This is a genomic window from Streptomyces sp. NPDC030143 (genome assembly GCF_055573695.1).
This window is the reverse complement of record NZ_JBVIAY010000002.1, coordinates 36714-57001: the sequence shown is the minus strand read 5'-3', so window position 1 is coordinate 57001 and position 20288 is coordinate 36714. Positions and strand designations below refer to the sequence as shown.

General features: G+C 72.6%; 14 protein-coding genes. 7 read left to right on the top strand and 7 right to left on the bottom strand.

Translation table 11 applies throughout. The features are described from left to right. Positions 1-48: 48 nt before the first annotated feature. The 5 genes from ACZ4YY_RS03400 to ACZ4YY_RS03380 form a co-directional block, all read right to left on the bottom strand. Positions 49-1728, bottom strand: a complete 1680-nt coding sequence (locus ACZ4YY_RS03400) for a glycosyltransferase family 2 protein (RefSeq protein WP_468283366.1) — start codon at positions 1726-1728, stop codon at positions 49-51. 537 nt (positions 1729-2265) lie between these two features. After that, a complete protein-coding gene (locus ACZ4YY_RS03395) occupies positions 2266-2814 on the bottom strand; it encodes a tellurite resistance TerB family protein (RefSeq protein WP_468283364.1) in 549 nt (182 codons plus the stop codon). Between the two features lie 121 nt (positions 2815-2935). Then, positions 2936-4210 (bottom strand): sugar ABC transporter permease, encoded by a 1275-nt coding sequence (locus ACZ4YY_RS03390; RefSeq protein ID WP_468283362.1) that lies wholly within the window; start codon positions 4208-4210, stop codon positions 2936-2938. A gap of 5 nt (positions 4211-4215) precedes the next feature. After that, positions 4216-4998, bottom strand: a complete 783-nt coding sequence (locus ACZ4YY_RS03385) for an ATP-binding cassette domain-containing protein (RefSeq protein ID WP_468283360.1) — start codon at positions 4996-4998, stop codon at positions 4216-4218. Between the two features lie 84 nt (positions 4999-5082). Continuing rightward, the gene (locus tag ACZ4YY_RS03380) at positions 5083-6183 is read right to left on the bottom strand and encodes a sugar ABC transporter substrate-binding protein (protein ID WP_468283358.1); all 1101 of its coding nucleotides are present in this window, start codon (positions 6181-6183) and stop codon (positions 5083-5085) included. Between the two features lie 226 nt (positions 6184-6409). On the opposite strand from ACZ4YY_RS03380, the gene ACZ4YY_RS03375 reads away from it, so the two are divergent. From ACZ4YY_RS03375 to ACZ4YY_RS03360, 4 genes are all read left to right on the top strand, one after another. Beyond that, entirely contained in the window at positions 6410-8953 is a 2544-nt protein-coding gene (locus tag ACZ4YY_RS03375; protein ID WP_468283356.1) for a SpoIIE family protein phosphatase, read from the top strand. Then, on the top strand, positions 8950-10041 hold the full coding sequence (locus tag ACZ4YY_RS03370; protein ID WP_468283354.1) for a sugar ABC transporter substrate-binding protein: 1092 nt from the start codon (positions 8950-8952) through the stop codon (positions 10039-10041). Before ACZ4YY_RS03375 ends, ACZ4YY_RS03370 begins: the two co-directional genes overlap by 4 nt. 443 nt (positions 10042-10484) lie before the next feature. Then, on the top strand, positions 10485-12587 hold the full coding sequence (gene ligA, locus ACZ4YY_RS03365) for an NAD-dependent DNA ligase LigA (protein WP_468283352.1): 2103 nt from the start codon (positions 10485-10487) through the stop codon (positions 12585-12587). A 478-nt stretch (positions 12588-13065) separates the two neighbouring features. Beyond that, positions 13066-13518 (top strand): hypothetical protein, encoded by a 453-nt coding sequence (locus ACZ4YY_RS03360; protein ID WP_468283350.1) that lies wholly within the window; start codon positions 13066-13068, stop codon positions 13516-13518. Between the two features lie 232 nt (positions 13519-13750). Here ACZ4YY_RS03360 and ACZ4YY_RS03355 read toward each other — a convergent pair whose 3' ends face one another. Both ACZ4YY_RS03355 and ACZ4YY_RS03350 read right to left on the bottom strand, forming a co-directional pair. Then, positions 13751-14398 carry a TetR/AcrR family transcriptional regulator gene (locus ACZ4YY_RS03355; RefSeq protein WP_468283348.1) on the bottom strand — a complete coding sequence of 216 codons (648 nt, stop codon included), beginning with the start codon at positions 14396-14398 and terminating at the stop codon, positions 13751-13753. A gap of 106 nt (positions 14399-14504) precedes the next feature. Next, positions 14505-15077: a GNAT family N-acetyltransferase gene (locus ACZ4YY_RS03350; RefSeq protein WP_468283346.1), complete on the bottom strand. Its 573-nt coding sequence runs from the start codon at positions 15075-15077 to the stop codon at positions 14505-14507. 447 nt (positions 15078-15524) lie between these two features. Here ACZ4YY_RS03350 and ACZ4YY_RS03345 point away from each other — a divergent pair, with 447 nt between their 5' ends. From ACZ4YY_RS03345 to ACZ4YY_RS03335, 3 genes are all read left to right on the top strand, one after another. Next, positions 15525-16916: a glycoside hydrolase family 43 protein gene (locus ACZ4YY_RS03345; RefSeq protein WP_468283344.1), complete on the top strand. Its 1392-nt coding sequence runs from the start codon at positions 15525-15527 to the stop codon at positions 16914-16916. Between the two features lie 263 nt (positions 16917-17179). Further along, complete coding sequence (locus ACZ4YY_RS03340) at positions 17180-19192, top strand: flavin monoamine oxidase family protein (protein ID WP_468283343.1); 2013 nt, start codon at positions 17180-17182, stop codon at positions 19190-19192. Between the two features lie 111 nt (positions 19193-19303). Beyond that, the gene (locus tag ACZ4YY_RS03335; protein ID WP_468283341.1) at positions 19304-20263 is read left to right on the top strand and encodes a TIGR01777 family oxidoreductase; all 960 of its coding nucleotides are present in this window, start codon (positions 19304-19306) and stop codon (positions 20261-20263) included. Positions 20264-20288 lie beyond the last annotated feature (25 nt).

Genomic DNA, 20288 nt, shown 5'->3' with positions numbered 1-20288 from the left:
GGAGGTCCTCGGAGCAGCGTTCCGCCGGCTCCGGGGACCTCCCCGTGTTCACACGGCGCCGAGACTCCCCGCGGGTTCGACCAGTGCCGTGCGCGCGGCGACGGGCGTGGGATCCTTCGCGGTGCTCCGGGCCGGGACGAGGATCCGGCCGACGATCACCGCGTAGAACAGCCCGGAGGCCAGCACCAGGGCGAAGTCCGGCGGGTACAGCGTGAGCGTCCGCCAGATCGCCGCACCCACCCAGACCACGGCCGTGCCGGCGCTCCAGAAACAGATGCCGATCCACAGGCGTCTGTTGCCGTTGCGCCGTGCGGTCGCCGAGCCGGTGGGGCGCCAGGACTGGCGTCTGCCCCACACGGTGTCCCAGACGGCGAACAGGTGCGCCCAGCCGTACATCAGGCGCGCGGCCCAGGCTTCGAGCCGGTAGCGGCATCTGTGCCACCACGGGAAGATCAGCAGCGTGTAGACGACGCTGGGCAGCACGAGCAGCGTGTACTCGGCCTTCAGTTTCTCGGGCGAGGCCACGAGCAGGAGGATCGGGATCAGCGGCGCCACGAGGGTGAAGAGCGCCGTGTGGAGGTAGTAGAGGAAACCGGAGACGTAGCAGAGCCGGGTGGTCAGCCTGAGCCTGGTCTCCCAGAACTTCTTGCTCCCCAGCAGGCTCATGGAGCCCGAGCACCAGCGGTACTGCTGGTGGTAGAACGCGCTCACCGTGTCGGGGCAGTTGCCGGTGGCGAGGGGGATGGGCACGTAGCGCAGGCTCCAGCCCAGCCGTCCGAGGTCGAAGCCCGTGTGGACGTCCTCCGAGTGCTCGATCAGCGTGGTGCCGCCGTTGGCCTCGAGCGCGCTCCGCCGGTACACGGCGCAGCTCCCGACGCAGATGGCGCCACCGTGGCGCTGACGGGACACCTGGACCGCACGGTAGAACAGTTCCTGGACGGAGCCCGCACCGCGCTCGATCCACGTCTGCCGGCCGAGCACGCGGAAGTACTGCGGTGACTGGACGATGCCGAGGTCCGGTTCGCGCTCCAGGTACGGCAGCAGCTCGTGCAGGAGGTCCGCCCGGGGGGCGAAGTCGGCGTCGAGGACGAGGACGTACTGCTCGTCGGAGATGCCCAGCCCGTAGTGCAGGTTGCCGGCCTTCTTGAACCAGCCCCGGTTGGGCCGGCTCCCGTAGACGAAACCGAATGAGGCGGCCAGGTCGGCGAGCTCGGGATCGGCGGAGTCGTCGAGGACGTAGGGGGTGGCCCTGCCGGGGTAACGGTCGGCAAGCCGTCTCACATGCCTCCAGGTGTTCTCCAGGACCTCGACCGGTTCTCCGCACACGGGCAGCAGGACCGCGACCGTCGGATACACGTCCGGACGCCAGTCCTGGACCAGTTCGCGGTGGGCCCTCAGATCGAAGTCGGCGGTGAAGGCGTTCACCCGCAGCGAGACGACGTAGTAGAGGAGGGTGAAGACCAGACAGGGCAGCAGGACGATCAGCCAGGTCGAGGACTGGATCAGCCGGAACTGGCTGCAGAGGAGACAGCTCATGCTGATGAGCGAGGCGACCGTGAGGATCCAGAGGTGACGCCTGACGTAGGAGTACTTCTCCTGGTCGTCCGGGGGCTCGGGGAGGACGGGGCTGCCGGTCCCTCCGGACGGGGCAGCCGCCGTCTGCCGGGCGGCCGAGGTGGCCGCGGGCCGGATCTCCGCCGCGATCGCGTCCGGGGAATCGACGCTCATGCATTGCTCCTAGAAGAGGTGGTCACCTCCAACCCCTAGCCGTCACGGGCGTGTCCCTTTCGTTCGGCTGGTCCGATTGCTGCACGGGTCGCTCGAAGGAAGGATTCAGCACTGGTACGGGGGGCCTCCTGGGCCTCCTCCTCGGGTGCCGGCCCGCGCCGTCGTCCGCCGGCCCGCCGGTGTGTCCGGCGCGGCCCGCGGGGTGATGTTCGGCGGCGCCCGGTGCCGCCGGTCCCGGCGCGGGCCTCGCCCTCCGAGCGGCGGGACGGGGCGGGACCGCGGGCGCACAGGGAGCGTGCTGGGCGCCGATCCGGGTGCGGGCGTCTCTCGCGTCGTCGCGTGCGCCCTCCTGGCGGGCCCGGTGGACGGCGGGGCAGCCCACTCGGGGGCGGGCCGCGCCGTACGCCGGGCCGGTCGGGTACCCGGCCGGTGGCGGGGCAGCCGTCCGGCGGGCCGCCCCGCGGGCCGGGCCGGTCGGGCCCGGCGACACCGGGATCACGGGGACCCGGCCTCGCCCGGACCCGACCGGAGGCGGGGTCAGAGCTGGAACTCGGCGGGGGACAGCCCCAGCGTCGTGCACGCCTCGCGGAGGATCGCCTGCTCGGCCGGGGAGAAGTCGCCGTCGGCGCCCGCGATGACGATGCCCGTCTGGATCACCGCCCTCGCCTCGGTCGGCTTCTTGGCGGCCTTGGCGATCTCCTGCATCGCCTCGGCCCTGCCCTGCGGGAAGTCGCGGACCAGCTGGTCCACATGCTTGTTGAAGCGCTGGCGCAGCTGCTCCGGCGGGAAGTTCTGCAGCACCTCGTTGCTGAGGATCATCGACTCGACCTGCTGTCGCTCGGCCGGGTCCACGTGTCCGTCCGCCGCCGCGACCAGCGCGCACATCGCCATGCTCGCGTCCCGGTAGGCGCCGCTCTTCAGTTCGGTCTTGAGCGAGCCGAGCTGGGTCTTCAGCACGCTGACCAACTGGGCGCGCCCACCCCCGCCGGCCCCCGCGCCGCGGCTCTGCCCACCGGTCGCGCCGCGCCCGGCCTGAGACTGCTGGAGCGTCTTGGCCTGGTCCTTGAGCCGGTCCCACATTGCCATTGAGGTCACCTCGGTGTCGTCTGCGTCATCTGGCGAACCCGCTCGCGCGCGCTCGACCTGATCAACGGCCGACCCCCGCGCGTTGGTTCCGCGACGCGCCCCTCGTCTCGTCGCGACGGCGTCAGGCCCGCCCGTGGGCCTCCTGCGAGCGTCGTGACAGGGAGTCGATGACCACGGCCGCGAAGAGCACCCCGCCGGTGATCACGAACTGCACGGCGGTGGGGGTGTCCGTGATGGCCATGCCGGAGGCGATCGACTGGATGACGAGCATGCCGAGCACCGCGGACCAGGTCGTCCCGCGCCCTCCGAACAGGCTGGTGCCGCCGATGACGGCCGCCGCGATGGCGTTCACGAGCAGGACGCCGGAGCCCGAGCCCTGGCTCACGGAGGTGATGCGCGAGGCCAGGAACAGCCCGCCGACCGCGGCCATGGTGCCCGAGACGGCGAGCACCGCGGTCTGCACCCGGGTGACGCTGAGGCTGGCGCGGCGGGCCGCCTCGAGGCTGCCGCCGAGCGCGTAGACCTGCCGACCGTAATGCGTGCGGCGGAGCAGGATGTCGAGGCCGGAGACCATCACGAGGAAGACCAGCAGGGCGAGCGGCAGCCCCTGGAACCGGTTGAGCAGATAGGCGATGACGAACGCGACGACCGCGAGCCCGCCCGTGCGCACCGTGATGTCCCGGAGGGAGCGGTGCGGCATGCCGACCGCCGTGCGGCGGCGCCGGTCCCGGTCGGACACGAGGAAGACGGTGCCGACGGCGACCGCCGCCAGGCCGTAGGCGATGGCGTCCTGCGTGAAGTAGTAGCTGGTCAGATTGGCGATGAGGCCGTCCTCGTCGAGGTTGATGGTGCCGCTGTTGCCGAGGATGGAGAGCATGACGCCGTTCCAGGTGAGCAGTCCGGCGAGGGTGACCACGAACGCCGGCACCCGGGTTCTCGCGATGGAGTAGCCCTGGACGGTCCCCGCCGTCGTGCCCGCGAGCACCGCGACGATCAGGGCGAGCCACTCGGGCACGCCGTTGTTCACGTTGAGCACGGCGAAGACGGCCGCCGCGAGCCCGCTGACGGAGCCGACGGACAGGTCGAGCTCGCCGAGCAGCAGCACGAAGACGATGCCCACCGCGATCAGCCCCGTACCGACGATGTCCACGCTGAGGTTGGACAGGTTCCGGGGAGAGAGGAAGTTCGGGTTGAGGGACTGGAAGGTGATCCACACGACGGCGAGGACGAGGACGACGGGCAGCGAGCCCAGCTCGCCGGCCCTCAGCTTGCGGTGGACGACCGCGACCGCGCCCTCCACGGCCCGTGGCAGGGCCCGTCCGCGCTCGGGTGGGCGGGGTTCGGCGGCGTCGGCCGCGACGGGTTCGGTCCGGCTCGTGTCAGCCCTGCGGCGCATGTTCCTCACCACCCCGCCTCCCGGGAGGCCGGCCGGCGGGGCACGTTCTCCGTGGCGCCGGTGATGGAGGCGATGATCTGCTCCTGGGACGCGGTGTTCACGTCGAAGAAGCCGTTGTTGCGGCCCAGGCGCAGCACCGCGGCGCGGTCCGCGAGGGCCTTGACGTCGCCCATGTTGTGACTGATGAGCAGGACCCCCAGGCCCCGGTCGCGCAGTCGGTCGATGAGGTCCAGGATCTCCGTGGTCTGCTCGAACCCCAGGGCCGCGGTCGGTTCGTCCAGCAGGAGGACCCGCGGTTCCGCGAGCAGGGAGCGGGCGATGGCGACCGTCTGTTTCTGGCCGCTGGAGAGGGACACGACGGGTCCGCGCAGGTCGGGCAGGCCCCTCGTGAGGCGTTCCAGCAGCTGTCGGGTGCGGCGTTCCATCTCCATCTCGTCGAGGAACCCGTACCGGCGGATCTCCCGTCCGAGGAACAGGTTTCCCACGACGTCGAGGTTTCCGCACAGGGCGAGGTCCTGGTAGACGGTGGCGATGCCGAGGTCCCGGGCGTCGTGCGGGCGTCTGATGTGGACCGTGCGGCCCTCCCACTCGATGACGCCCCGTTCCGCGGGCGCGACCCCGGAGATCACCTTGACCAAGGTGGACTTGCCGGCTCCGTTGTCCCCCAGGAGTGCGACGACCTGGCCGGAGTGGAGTTCGAGTTCGATGTCCGTGAGGACGTCGACGACGCCGAAGCGCTTGCACACGCCGTGCAGGGCCAGCAGGGGGGGATCCGGCACGGAAACCATCTCCTTCCCGGGGCCGGCTCCGACGGGACGGCCAGGTCGGCTCCGACCGGAACGGACCGGTCCGCGGGGGACCGGAGCGGGCGGTCAGGTGAGTCCGGCCCGGGCGCAGGCGGCCCGGAGCTCGGGGGTGCAGATCTGCTGGATCGTGTGCAGGCCCTCCTTCACCACGGTGTCCCTGATGTTGTCGACGGTCACGGACACCGGGGAGAGCAGGACGGCCCGGACCGTCTTGCCGTCGCTGGTGCGCACCCGGTCCGGGGCGACGCGGTCCAGGCTCTCCCCGCGGGCCGCGGCGACGGCCATCGCTCCGCCGGCGGCGGCCTCGGGTCCGAAGGGTTTGAAGACGGTCATGTGCTGTTCGCCGCCCACGATGCGCTGGACGGCGGCGAGTTCGGCGTCCTGACCGGTGACGGGGGGCAGCGGTTCGACCTTGTTCGCCTTGAGGGCGGCGATGCTGCCGGCCGCGAGGCCGTCGTTGGCCGCGTAGACCCCGTCGATGGTGTCGGCGCCGAGGGCCGAGAGGGCACCCGACATGTTCATGTGCGCGGCTTCGGTCCTCCACTGCCGGGTGTCGTACGCCTTGCCGATCTTCACCCGGCCGTCGAGCACGGACAGCGCGCCCGCCTTGAAGGACACCGCGTTGGGGTCGCTGGGGTCGCCGTTCATCATGACGATCTGGCCGCCGGGCACCTTGTCGCCCATGGCCCGCAGCAGTGCCGTGCCCTGGAGCCTGCCGACCTCTCTGCCGTCGAAGGAGACGTAACCCGAGATCGGGCCCTCGGCGAGGCGGTCGTAGGCGATGACCGGGATGCCCGCCTCCTGGGCCTCCGCGACCGCGGGGCCGAGCGATCGGGCGTCCACGGCGACGAGCACGATGGCGTCCACGCCCTTGGTGATCACCGAGTCCATCTGCTCCTGCTGGAGCGCCACGTCACCTCTGGCGTTGGTGTGCTCGACCGCGCAGGTGTCGCACAGTTCCTCGATCTTCTTCGCGAGCAGGGGCCGGTCCTGCGTCTCCCAGCGGGCGGTGGTGGCGTCCGGCAGCAGGAGCGCGATACGCGGCGCGTCCTCCTGCCCGGGGTCGTTCGCCGGGTCGTTCCCGGCGTCCGAGCCGCAGGCCGCGAGGACGACGGCCGCCGCGACCGCGGTCACGGTGGCGGCCGCGTCCCTGGTGCGGGCCTTCATGTGCGCTACCTCCTCGTCCTTCCTCGCGTGGCCGGGGGCTCACGGGGCGGGTTCGCAGGAGTGCCGGACTGCGACCGGCGCCTGCCGCCGACGGCGACGAGGGATCGGGCCGTCCGCGACCATAAGGTGAGTATGTTCAGATTGTCCGTATATGCGATTCTGGTGTGCGGGTGCCCCGTTCTCAACCTGTCACTACTCGCGGCGCGGACGGGAGGTCGTTGCGGACATGCCTCATGACGGCCGGTCCCTGGCCGGAGTCTCGGAACTGTGGGCCTCCTCGGCCGATGCCCTGGACACCTCTTCGGGGGTTTCGACCGACGCCTGCTCCGAGGCCGTCGCCGCGGAAAGGGTGCTGACGTTCTCGGGAGCGGCGCTCGCAGCGGTCTACCTGGCCGGTCCCGGGCCGGAGGAGTTTCAGCTGGTGGACACGGCCGGCCGTGGTCTTCCCGCGCCGGGCCTGCCCGAGCGTCTGCCGCTGTCCGGCGACTCCCCCGCGGCCCGGGCCTTCCGCACCGACCGGCCCGCCTGGCCGGATGCCGCTACCCGCGCCCGCTCCCCCGAGGCCGGTCCGGGCCCTCCGCGGACGGAGACCTCGCCGGGGGCGCTGCCCCTCACGGTCGAGGGCCGGCGACGGGGCTGCCTCGTCGTCGTGGGAACGTCCGCCGACGGCTTCGCACCCGAGCAGCGCCGTTTCCTGAAGCGGTACGCCGACGCGGTCGCCGCACTGCTCCCGCCCGGGACGGGGCCGCCCGGGCCGGTCTCCCTGCTGCGTCCTGCCCTGCGGAGCCTGCGGGTCGGCACGTTCGTCCTGGTCCCGGACACCGGGCTGATCGAGGCGGACGCGACCCTGCTGAACCTGGTCGGCATCGCCCCGGAGGACTTCGACGGCAAGGCCGACACCCTGCTCGCCCATGCCCTCCCCGAGGACATGCACGCGTTGATGTCGGTCCTGGAGCCGTCCGCGCAGGCGGCCGTACGGCGGGAGCTGGAGTTCCGGGTCCGCGGCCCCGCCGGCGGGATGCGCTGGCTGAGCCTGAGCTGCCGGGTGGAGACGAACGCCGACGACCACCTGGAGCGGGTGTTCGGGGTGGTGACGGCGACCCGGGTGCTGCGGGGCGGCGCCGACGACGTCTCCCGGATCCAGTGGCTGACCGCCGCCCTCGACGACGCCGTGACGGTCGACGATGTCGGCCGGGTGGTGGTCGCCGCCCTGCGCGAGCCGCTGGGCGCCGACCGGGTGGCGCTCGCCGCGTTGCAGGACGACCGGCTCATGGTCACCGTGCTCGACCCGCCGCAGCCCACCGCCTGGCCGGAGGCCTGGCGGTCGGAGTGGCGCACGGAGTGGCCCGACGCCCCGCTGCGTGCCCTGCCCACCCTGCGGTCGGCCCTGCGCGACGGGCGGATGGACCTGTGGCCCGCGGGCACCGCCCTCGAACCCGGGCTGGCCGGCATCGGCGACGGAGGACTGGCCGTGCTGCCGCTGCCCGCCAAGAGCCGGGTCGCCGGAGTGTGCCTGGTCGGCTGGGACCGGCCGCACGAGTTCGTCCCCGAGGAACGGTCCCTGCTGACCGCCACCGCGGCCCTCGTCGGACAGGCCCTCAAACGCGCGCACGCCCACGACGCGGAGCAGGAACTCGCGACGATGCTCCAACGCAGCCTGCTGCCCAGACGCCTGCCCGAACTGCCCGGCGGGACCGCCGTCGCCCGCTATCTGCCCGCCCGACGCGGCCTCCAGGTGGGCGGCGACTGGTACGACGTCATCGCCCTGTCCGAGGACCGGGTGGCACTGGTGATCGGCGACGTGCAGGGGCACAGCGCCGGGGCCGCGACGATCATGGGCCAGATGCGTACCGCGGTCCGGGCGTACGCGATGGAGGGCCACCCGCCCGACGTGGTCGTCTCCCACGCCAACCGGCTCCTCGTCGGCATGGAGACCGACCTGTTCGCCACCTGCTGCTACGCCGAACTCGACATGGAGGAGGGCAACATCCTGTTCGTCCGGGCCGGGCACCTCGCGCCGCTGGTGCGCCATCCCGACGGCGGCACCGAGGAGGTGGAGGTCGCGGGCGGGCCCCCGTTGGGCGTCCTCGCCGAGGCGGAGTTCCCCATGACCGCGGTCCCGCTGACCCCCGGCACGGTCCTCGCCCTGGTCACCGACGGCCTGGTGGAGGCCGCCGACCTGCCCCTGGACGAGGGCATGGACCGCACGCGGGCCGCGCTCGCCGCGGCCGACCCCGCGGATCCGGGCCGCATGGCCGACGAACTGCTCGGCGACCTCGGCCGCCGCGAGGACGACGTGGCGCTGCTGCTGATGCGCTACGACGGCATGCGGACCCGGCCGATCCGGGCCGGCTGGATGGTGTGGCGCCTGCCCGACGCCGTCATGCACGCCCGCCGCTTCACCTCGCGCACCCTGCGCCGCTGGGGGGTCGAGCAGACGACCGACGCGGTGCTGCTCGTCGTGTCGGAACTCGTCACCAACGCCCTGGTGCACACCCAGGGGCCGGTCCGCGTCGACCTGATGCTCCGCGGGGACCGGCTGCGCGTCTGCGTGAGCGACTCCTCGCCGCGCACGCCGGCCAAGCCGGTCATCGTGGACTGGGAGTCGACCGGCGGCCGGGGTCTGCTCCTGGTCGAGGCGATGTCGGAGTCCTTCGGCTCGGTGCCGGTGGCCGGCGGCAAGCAGGTGTGGAGCGAGATCACCGTGCCGGAACGCGAGCCGGTCACCGCGGACGCGGGCCCGCGGACGGTGCCGGGGGGCCTGCCGTGAGGGGCCGCTCCGGACGCGTCGTCGCGGTGTGCGCCGCGGCACTCATGGCCCTGCCCCTGGCCGCCTGCGGGGGCGACGACGCGACGGGCACGGACGCTTTCACCGTCGGGCTGCTGCTGCCGAGCCGGGCGGTCCCCCGCTGGGAGCACGCGGACAAGCCGCTGATCGAGAAGGGACTGAAGGAGCGGTGCCCGTCCTGCACGCTGACCTACGCCAACGCCGAGAACGACGTGACGCGACAGCGGCAACAGATGATCTCCATGATCACCAAGGGGGCCAAGGTCCTCATCCTCGACGCCGCCGACACCAGGGCGCTCCGCTCCTCGATCCAGGAGGCGCGCAGGGCGGGCGTCCCGGTGATCGCCTACGACCGGCTCGCCGAGGGCCCGATCGCCGGCTACGTCGGCTTCGACGGCGCACAGGTCGGCCGGCTCCAGGGCGAGGCGCTCCTGGAGGCCATGGACGACCGGGGAGACGAGGGGCGCGCGGGCACCGTCGTCATGATGAACGGCGATCCGGCCAGCCCCAACGCGGCCTGGTACAGGAGGGGCGCGCTGTCCGTCCTGGCGGGCGAGGTGAGGATCGGCCGGGCCTACGACACCCTGGAGTGGAGCACCCAGAACGCCCACACCAACATGTCCGCCGCCATCGCGGCCCTGGGCCCCGGACGGATCGACGGCGTCCTGGCGGCCAACGACTCCATCGCAGCCGGCGTCGTCTCGGCGCTCAAGAGCGCCGGTGTGCGGACACTGCCGCCCGTCACCGGCCAGGACGCCGACCTCGACGCGGTGCAGCGCATCGTCAAGGGCGAGCAGTACATGACGGTGTACAAGTCCTTCGAGAAGGAGGCCACCGCGGCCGCCGCGATGGCCGTCGCGCTGGGACGCGGCGAGAACGCGCGCGACAGCGCCACGACGACGACCGACAGCCCCACCCACAGGGACATCCCGTCCGTGCTGCTGACCGCCCGCACGGTGACGGCCGACACCGTCGAGGAGACGTTGGTCAAGGACGGCGTGTACACCGTCGACCAGATCTGCACACCGGAGCTACGGGCCGCCTGCGACCGGGCCGGGCTGACCGGGTGAGGCCGGTGGCCGCCGCCTGCGACCGGGCCGGACCGAACGGGTGAGGCCGGTGGCCGCCGCCTGCGACCGGGCCGGACCGAACGGATGAGGCCGGTGGCCGCCGCGCGTGACCGGGCCGGGCTGACCGGACGAGGGCCGCAGGCCGCTGCGGAGCGGGCGGTGGGGCGCGCGGGGGCCGGGCACCGGGGCGTTGTCAGTGCGGGCCGCGTGCGACCGGCCGGGCTGACCGGACGAGGCCGGTGGCCGCCGCCTGCGACCGGGCCGGACCGAACGGGTGAGGCCGGTGGCCGCCGCCTGCGACCGGGCCGGACCCGAGCGGGCGCCTGCGGCCGGGTCGGGCTGACCGGGTGAGGTCGGTACGGGCCGTCGGCGAGCCGGCGTCGGCCGGGCGCGGGTCTCCGGGCGCCGGGGCGTTGTCAGTGGTGGCGGGCAGGATGACCCGCATGACTACAGCTGCCGCAGTGATCGTCGACGCCGCCGCCTACGCGCAGGCGGTCGAGGACGCCGTGCGGGCGTCGGCCGCCTACTACACGGGGGGCACGTCCGCGCTGGACGACGACGCCTACGACCGACTGGTGCGCGGCATCGCGCAGTGGGAGGCCGAGCATCCCGGGCAGGTACTGCCGCAGTCGCCGACCGGGAAGGTCGCCGGCGGCGCCGTGGAGGGCGACGTCCCGCACACCGTGGCCATGCTGAGCCTGGACAACGTGTTCTCCGCGCAGGAGTTCACCGCGTGGACCGCGTCGCTCACCCGGCGCATCGGGCGGGAGGTGGAGCGGTACAGCGTCGAGGTGAAACTGGACGGTCTGGCGATCGCGGCCCGCTACACCCGCGGCCGGCTGACCAGACTGATCACCCGGGGTGACGGTACGGCCGGGGAGGACGTCTCGCACGCGATCGGCACCGTGGAGGGACTGCCGGAGCACCTGGCCGAGCCGGTCACGCTGGAGGTGCGCGGTGAGGTCCTGATGACGACCGCCCAGTTCGAGTACGCCAACGAGGTGCGCACCGCGCACGGCGGGCAGCCGTTCGCCAACCCCCGCAACGCCGCGGCGGGAACCCTGCGCGCCCGGGACCGCGCCTACACCGTGCCGATGACGTTCTTCGGCTACGGCCTGCTCCCCCTCGCCGGCACCGACGGCGAACTCGCCGCCCGGCTGCGCGGGGACGCGCACAGCGACCTCATGGTCCGGGCCGCCGCCCTGGGCGTGAACACCACCGCCGCCACGGCCGCGCCCGGCGTCACCGCGACCACCGTGGAGGAGGTGCTGACCCGCGTGCAGGAGATCGCCGCGCTGCGCTCACGGCTGCCGTTCGGGATCGACGGCATCGTCGTCAAGGCCGATGCGGCCGCCGACCAGCAGGCCGCCGGTTCGGGCTCGCGGGCTCCGCGGTGGGCGATCGCCTACAAGCTGCCGGCCGTCGAGAAGATCACCCGGCTGCTGGAGGTGGAGTGGAACGTGGGGCGCACGGGGATCATCGCCCCCCGAGCCGTCCTCGAACCGGTCGAGATCGACGGCTCCACCATCACCTACGCCACGCTCCACAACCCGGCCGACATCACCCGCCGCGATCTGCGCCTGGGCGACCACGTCATGGTCCACCGCGCCGGCGACGTCATCCCCCGCGTCGAGGCTCCCGTCGCCCATCTGCGCACCGGCGACGAACAGCCCGTCGTGTTCCCCCGGTCGTGTCCTCGGTGCGGATCCGGCATCGACACCGGTGAGCAGCGCTGGCGTTGCGAGAACGGCCGCAACTGCCACCTGGTCGCCTCCCTCTCCTACGCCGCGGGCCGCGACCAGCTGGACATCGAGGGCCTCGGCCACACCCGGGTCGTCCAGCTCGTCGACTCCGGCCTGGTCACCGACCTCGCCGACCTGTTCACCCTCACCCGCGAGCAGCTCCTCGGCCTGGAGCGGATGGGCGAGACCAGCACCGACAACCTCCTCGCCGCTCTCGCCGCGGCGAAGAACCAGCCGCTGTCCCGGGTGCTGTGCGCGCTCGGCGTCCGCGGCACGGGCCGCTCCATGTCGCGCCGCATCGCCCGGCACTTCGCCACCATGGACCGCCTCCGCGCCGCCGACGCGGCGGCGATCCAGGAGGTCGAGGGCATCGGCACCGAGAAGGCCCCGTCGATCGTCGCCGAACTCGCCGAACTGGGGCTGCTCATCGACAAACTCGTCTCCGTCGGCGTCAACATGACCGAGCCGGGCGCCACCGCGCCCCCGATGCCGGACTCCGGCTCCGACCCGGACGGCGACACCGCGCCCTCCGCGCCGGCGGCCGCCGGTCCGCTGGCGGGGATGACGGTGGTCGTCACCGGCGCGATGACCGGCCCGCTGGAGAAGCTCAGCCGCAACCAGATGAACGAACTCGTCGAACGCGCAGGCGGCCGCTCCTCCTCCAGCGTCTCCAAGAGGACCACCCTGGTGGTCGCCGGCGAGGGCGCCGGGTCAAAGCGTGCGAAGGCCGAGACACTCGGCGTCCGGCTGGCCACCCCCGACGAGTTCGCCGTCCTCATAGCCGACCACCTCGACCGAGGGTAAGAGCGGGCCCCCGGCTGACGGGCGCCCGCCGACCGCGGGGCGGACCGGCGCGGGTGTCCGCCGGGGCGGACCGGCGCGGGTGCCGCGCCGCCGGGACCGCCAGTACCCCGCCGTACGCGTCAGGCGGGTGCGGCGTCGGACCCGGCCGTGCAACACCGAAACCCGAGGACGCCGCCTACTCGCAGACGGAGGGGCTGGTGTCGGCCGCCGGAACGACCACGGTGCGGCGGCCCTGTGACCCACCCGCGCGGCCTCGTGACCGCGGGTGGACGACCACCCGACCGGCCTGGCTCACCACGGCATGCTCATGTTCAAAGTTGCTGTCTATACACGGGAACCGACAGGTGCCGACTGAAGTCGTGATCTATGCCCATCGCCGACGGCGGTTCTCCACCGGATCCCCGCCGTCGCAGGATCAAGGAGGGATTCACCACCTGTGGCCAGATTCCGACAAGGCCTGACCGCTCTCTTGGCGGCCGTGGCTGCCGTGGCTGCCATGTTCGTCGCCGCGCCCGCCGCCGCGGCCTACGACGGCTACCCCTGTCACTCACCCAGCGAGCGGTCGCTGACCAACCCGTACAACGGAAGCACCTGGAAGGAGACCGTGCGGTTCTGCCCGCTGTGGCGGGGCAACGTGCCCGTGTACAACAGCCGGGACGTCAACAGCGGCGTCGTGGGCTACCTGACGTACGGCGGCTCGTCCAACTGGTTCGTCTACGAGAAGCAGGGCGCATCCGTCACTCTCAGCGGCGGCACCAACAACTGGTGGGCGAGCACCCTCGCCGACAACGGGCAGTGGGGTTGGGTGCCCGAGGTCTACTTCACGGGAGGCGCCGACAACGAGGACGACGCGGGTCTGTTGATGCCGGGCCCGATCAGCTGCGTCTACCCGTGCACCTACCTGTACCCGCTGCCGCCGTGGCGCGTCTGACACGCTGACGCACCTCCGGCACGGGTTCGCTCGGGGGCGGTGACCGACCGCCCCCGAGTACGTCGCGTCTCTCCAGGAAGTCACGGCCTCCGCGCGTACGGGGTGCACCGGCCTCGGGCCCGGTGTCGGTCACCTACTAGTGACCTGAGTCAGAGCAGAAGGGCCCTAGGTCCGGCCGGGCCACGCCGGGGCGAGTCCGGCACGTACCCGGGCCAGGCCGGCGCGGGGCGGCTCAGTCGTCGGCGGCCGTCTCGTCGGCGAGCGCGGCCGCGGCGCCCCGGACGGCGTCCCGGGCCCGTTCCTCCGGCACGCCCGCCGCGACGAGCGTGGCGACGGCGGCGCGGGTCCCGTCGTCCTCCCACGCCCCCGTGTTGACGGCCTCCAGCAGCGCGACGATCATCGCCTCCAGGCCGGCGCTCAGCACGGCCGGCGGCAGGTGGGTGTGGAAGACGCCGTCCCGCTGTCCGCGCTCCAGGATGGCCGTGACCTCGGCACGGGCCGGGGCGAGGATCTCGGTCACGCGTTCCGCGCCCAGGTCGTGCCGGGCCAGCGCCAGGAGCATCCGGTAGCGGTCCCCCACGGGCCACATCGACAGCGTGAAGTACGCAAGCGCCCGCCCGGCCGGCTCCTCGGGCTTCACGCCGGCCGCGACCGCGTCCCGGAGGGTGTCCGAGGCCTCCTCGGCCAGCGCCTCGAGGAGCGCCGCCCGGCCGGGGAAGTGACCGAAGAGGGTGCGCCGCACGACACCGGCGGCCCGCGCCAGCTCTTCCAGGGTGATGTCGGGATTGCGGCCGAGTTCCTGGCGGGCCGTGGCCAGGATGCGCGCCCGGTTGGACCGCGCGTTGCGTCGCTGCGGCACACGGGCGACGGGCTTGGACACGGACGGGACCTCGGTGGATCGGGGAGCACGGGAACGGGGCGCGGCGGGACGGCGTCGAGCCGCTGTTCATTCTGACACGCGGCCGGTGCGCGGCGTCTCCTCCGGCTCAGCGCAGGTCGCGTCGCATCACGACGCGGGGGTGACCGGCCAGCACCGAGGTGGTGTCGGCGGCGTGGCTGAACCCGGCGCGCTCGAAGTTCGGGCGGAGGCCGGCGTAGGCCATCGTCAGGTCGACCCGCGCCCCGCCGTTGTCGAGGGGGTAGGCCTCGAGCACCGGTGCGCCGTGGGCGCGGGCGAAGTCGATCGCGCCGGCGATGAGGGCGTGGGTGATGCCCTGCCTGCGGTGGCCGGGGCGCACCCGGATGCACCACAGCGACCAGACCGGCAGGTCGTCGACGTGCGGGATGGTGCGGCTGCGCGCGAAGGAGGTGTCGGCGCGCGGCGCCACGGCCGCCCAGCCGACCGGCTCGTCGCCGTCGTAGGCGAGCACGCCGGGAGGGGGGTCGGCGCGGCACAGTCCGGCAACGTACTCGCCGCGGGCGGGCCCGCGCAGCTCGTTGTTGAGCTTGGAGGGGATTCGGTAGCTCAGGCACCAGCACACGTTCGCCCCGGGCGACTTCGGGCCGAGCACGGTCCGGACGTCCGGGAAGGAGGCAGCCGGGCGCACGTCGATGGTCATGCCCTCACGATGTCAGTCCCCGCGCTGGACGGCCATCTCCTCGCGCTGTCGGTCCCACCGCTAGACGGCCGTCACCGGGGCGGAACCGGCCGGACCACCGACGGCCCTACTCGCGGCAGCGGGCTCGCGACGGTGCGCGGTCGCCGCCACGCGCGCTCTGCGGGCTCGGCATGCCCGCGGGCTCTGTGGGCGATGGGCTCGATGGGCTCGATGGGCTCGGTGGGCTCGGTGGGCTCGATGGGCTCGATGGGCTCGGGGGGCTCGGTGGGCTCGATGGGCTCGATGGGCTCGGGGGCGGCCTCCGTGAGGAACACCGTGCAGAGTGATTGACGCGCACATGAGCGGGGTCTACGTTCTGACCGGTTCATCGAACTGCGTTCGATATGACGAACCCTCATGCCGATCGAATCGATGAGCCTTCCCCCCTCCCACCCTCCTGGAGCCGGCATGACCTCCTCCCGCCCCCTTCCCTCCCGCCGACTGTTCCTGGGCATGGCCGCCGCCACCCCACTGGCCGTGTCCGGCGCGCTGACCCTCGGCGCCGGGACCGCGCACGCCGCCGACTCCGCGTACGTGATGTGCTACTTCACCGAGTCGACGAAGCTCGGAGACGGCACCGACTACGGTCTCCACCTCGCCGTCAGCACCGACGGGCTGAACTGGACGCCGCTGAACCAGAACAACCCCGTGGTCACCCCCACGCAGGGCGCGCTCGGGCTGCGCGACCCGTTCATCATGCGCAAGCAGGACGGCACGTTCGTCGTCCTCGCCACCGACCTCAAGGGCACCGACTGGAACTACAACAGCCAGTACATCCACGTCTGGGACTCCGCCGACCTGCGCACCTTCACCGGCTACCGACGGCTGAAGCTGCACGACATGGCCACCCACAGCTGGGCGCCCGAGGCGTTCTGGGACGCGGGCAGACGCCAGTACGCGGTCATCTACTCCTCGGTCAACAGCAGCGGCCACAACGTGATCATGGTCAACTACACGACCGACTTCGTCACCGCCTCCGCCCCGCAGGTCTTCTTCGACCCCGGCTACGACGTCATCGACGGTGACATGGCCGTGGGCGTGAACGGCGTCAACTACCTCTTCTTCAAGAAGAACCAGACGCTCGTCGCCGCCCGCTCGACCTCCCTGAACCCCGGCAGCTTCACCGAGTTCGGCACGGGGGTCGCGCACGGCGGCACCGAGGCGCCCACGGTCGTGAAGTCCCTGACGTCCGGTGCCTGGTACCTCTGGGGCGACACGTACACGCCCAACGGCGTGTTCTACGCCTGGCAGTCCCCCGACCTGGCCGCGGGCACCTGGACCGCGCTCGACCAACGGGCGTACACCCAGCCGGTGAACTCCAAGCACTGCGGCATCACGACGATCACCTCGAGCGAGTACACCAACCTCCTCGCGAAGTGGGGCGCCCCGGCCTGGAACCGGCTCAAGTCCTACAACTTCCCGTCCCGTTACGTCCGCCACTCCGACTACGCGGGCCGTATCGACGAGTACCCGATCGAGGCGTACAAGGACTCCCTGTGGAAGCTGGTCCCCGGGCTCGCCGACAGCTCGGCGGTCTCCTTCCAGTCGGTCAACTACCCGAGCCGCTACCTGCGCCACTACGACTACCAGCTCCGGCTGGACGTCAACGACGGCACGTCTACGTTCGCGGCGGACGCGACCTTCCAGCGCACGGCGGGGCTGGCGGACGCGAGCTGGTCGTCCTTCCGCTCGTACAACAACCCGACCCGCTACATACGCCACTCCAGCTACGCCCTGCGCATCGACCCGATCTCGACGACCACGGACCGTCAGGACGCCACCTTCCGCGTCGGTTACTGACACCCACGGTGTCGACCCCCTGAGGCGTCTCCACTTCGCCGGGCGCCGGACCCCTGACGCCCGGCGTCAGGGGTCCGGCGCGGGTGATGTGCAGGGGTCAAACCCCCGGCGGGGGGTTTCCCGGTGCGCCGGGAGCATTCCGTTGCGTGCGGCCCGTACGGAGGCACCGGCGGGAGCGTGCTTCGGACGTCACGCTCCCACGTTCAGGTGACGATCCACCGGACCCTCCGAACGGCCTGCCGATCGCCCCGTATCCAGGGCACATGGACAACTCCAGCGTCTCCGTCGACCCCTCCCCGTCACCCCGACCCCACCTCTCCCGGCGGCAGTTCACCGCCACGGCCGGTGCGGCCGGGGCCGCCGTGGTGGCCTCGGCCGCCCCGGCCTCGGCCGTCACCGTGCCGCAGGCCCCCCGCCGGCCGCGGTCCACCGCCGACTGGGCCGCCTGCCTGGAGGTCGCCCGGGCCCTGCTGGTGGTCGACGACCAGGACCGACCCCTCGTGCCCGGATACGGGAAGGTCCTGGCCGACGGCCTGCCCCGGACCAGGACGGGGACGGCGAAGAAGGTGCTCGTCGTCGGCGCCGGACCCGCCGGGCTGGTGGCCGCCTGGCTGCTGAAGCGGGCCGGGCACGAGGTCACGCTCGTGGAGGCCAACGGCAACCGGGTCGGCGGCCGGATCAAGACCTTCCGCACCGGCGGGCACGAGCACGCGGCCCAGGCGTTCGCCGATCCGCTCCAGTACGCGGAGGCGGGAGCCATGCGGATCCCCGGCAGCCACCCGCTCGTGATGGCCCTGATCGACCAGCTGGGGGTCGAGCGGCGCCGGTTCCACCTCGTCGACGTCGACGCCCAGGGCAAGCCCGTCAACAACGCCTGGCTGCACGTCAACGGCGTCCGCGTGCGCCGCTCCGAGTACGCCAGGTCGCCCCGCCGGGTCAACCGGTCGTTCGGGGTGCCGCAGAAGCACTGGGACACGCCGTCCTCGACGATCCTGCGCACGGCCCTGGACCCGGTGCGCGACGAGTTCAGCACCGTGGGCGCCGACGGCAAGCGCGTCGACAAGCCGCTGCCGGAGCGCGTGCGGGGCTGGGCGCGGGTCGTGCAGAGGTACGGCGACTGGTCGATGTACCGGTTCCTCACCGAGGAGGCCGGCCTGGACGAGCGCACCGTCGACCTCATCGGCACCCTGGACAACCTGACCTCCCGTCTCCCGCTCTCCTTCATCCACAGCTTCATCAGCGCCTCGCTGATCAGCCCGGACACCGAGTTCTGGGAGCTGGTGGGCGGCACGGCCACGCTGCCGGACGCGCTGCTCGAGGAGGTCTCCGACGTGCTGCGCCTCGACCGGCGCGCGACCCGCATCGAGTACTGGACGCCGGACCGCGCGGCAGGCGACGGCACCGCCCACGTCCGTGCCGACGGGCCCCACGTGTGGATCGACACCGTGTCCGAGGGCCGCGACGGCAAGGTCGTGCGGGAGCAGTTCACCGGTGACGTGGCGATCGTGACGGTGCCGTTCTCGGGTCTGCGGCAGGTGCAGGTCAGTCCGCTGATGTCGTACGGGAAGCGGCGGGCCGTGGCCGAGCTGCACTACGACAGCGCGACCAAGGTGCTCCTGGAGTTCGCCCGCCGCTGGTGGGAGTTCGAGGAGACCGACTGGAAGCGGGAGCTCGACGCGGTGCGGCCGGGGCTGTACGAGCAGTACCGGGCCGGGAAGGCGCCGGCGGACGGGAGTCTGCTGGGCGCGCACCCGTCCGTGCCGAAGGGCCACATCAGCGACGCGCAGCGCGTGCACTACGCCGCGAACCGCTGGGTCGGCCGCGACCAGCCGGAGGCGGCGCACATCGTCGGCGGGGGCTCGGTGTCCGACAACTCCAACCGTTTCATGATCAACCCGTCGCACCCGGTGGAGGGCAGCGCGGGCGGCGTCGTGCTGGCCTCCTACAGCTGGGCCGACGACGCCTCGCGCTGGGACTCCCTGGACGACGACGCGCGCTACCCGCACGCCCTCCGGGGCCTCCAGCAGGTCTACGGTCAGCGCGTCGAGGTCTTCTACACGGGCGCCGGACGCACCCAGAGCTGGCTGCGCGACCCCTACGCGTACGGTGAGGCCTCCGTGCTGCTCCCCGGTCAGCACACGGAACTGCTGACGGCGATCCGCGCCCCCGAGGGGCCGCTGCACTTCGCGGGCGACCACACCTCGGTCAAGCCGTCGTGGATCGAGGGGGCGGTGGAGTCCGCGGTGCGGGCCGCGTGGGAGGCGCACCGGGCCTGAGGGGCACCCCCGCCCGCGCTGAGACGCCTCTCCACTCGGACTGCTACCCCGGGTTTTGAACATGTTCAAAATCCGGGGTAGTGTCGTGTCACGACGAGGAGGGGAAGCCCGATGAAGATCGTCATACCCGGGGGGACCGGGCAGGTGGGGACCGTGCTGCGGCGGGCGCTCACGGCGGCGGGACACGAGGTCGTGGTGCTGAGCCGGCGCGCGCAGGGCCCGGGCGAGCTGCCGTGGGACGGCAGGACGCTCGGCGAGTGGGCGGGGGCGGTCGACGGCAGTGACGTCGTGATCAACCTGGCCGGGCGCAGCGTCAGCTGCCGGTACACCCCCGACAACCTGCGGGAGATGATGGACTCACGGGTGCTCTCCACGCGGGTCGTCGGCGAGGCGATCGCCCGGGCCGCCCGGCCGCCCCGGGTGTGGCTCCAGATGAGCACCGCCACGATCTACGCCCACCGCTTCGACGCCGCCCACGACGAGGCGACCGGGGAGCCCGGCGGCAGCGAGCCTGATGTTCCGGGCTACTGGGCGTACAGCGTCGACATCGCCCGGAACTGGGAGCGGGAGCAGGAGGAGGCCGCCACCCCGCACACCCGCACGGTGGCCCTGCGGTCCGCCATGGTGATGAGCCCGGACCGGGGCGGGGTCTTCGACGTGCTGTCGAGGATGGCCCGGCTCGGGCTCGGCGGTCCGGTGGCGGGCGGCGCGCAGTACGTGTCGTGGATCCAGGACGAGGACTTCGTGCGCGCGGTGCGGTTCCTGATCGACCGAGAGGACCTCACCGGGCCGGTGAACCTCTCCTCCCCCGCGCCCCTGCCCCACCGCGCGTTCATGCGGGCGCTGCGCTCCGCCTGGGGCGTCCCGGTGGGGCTGCCCGCGACGAGGTGGATGGCGGAGCTCGGCGCCTTCGCGCTGCGCTCGGACACGGAACTGCTCCTGAAGAGCCGCCGCGTCGTCCCGGGCCGCCTCCTCGCCGCCGGCTTCACCTTCACCCACCCCGACTGGCCCGAGGCGGCCGAGAACCTCGTACACCGTCGCCGGAGCTCGGCGGTACCGGCCCGGACGTGACCCTCCGAGCGGGCCGGGCGACGGC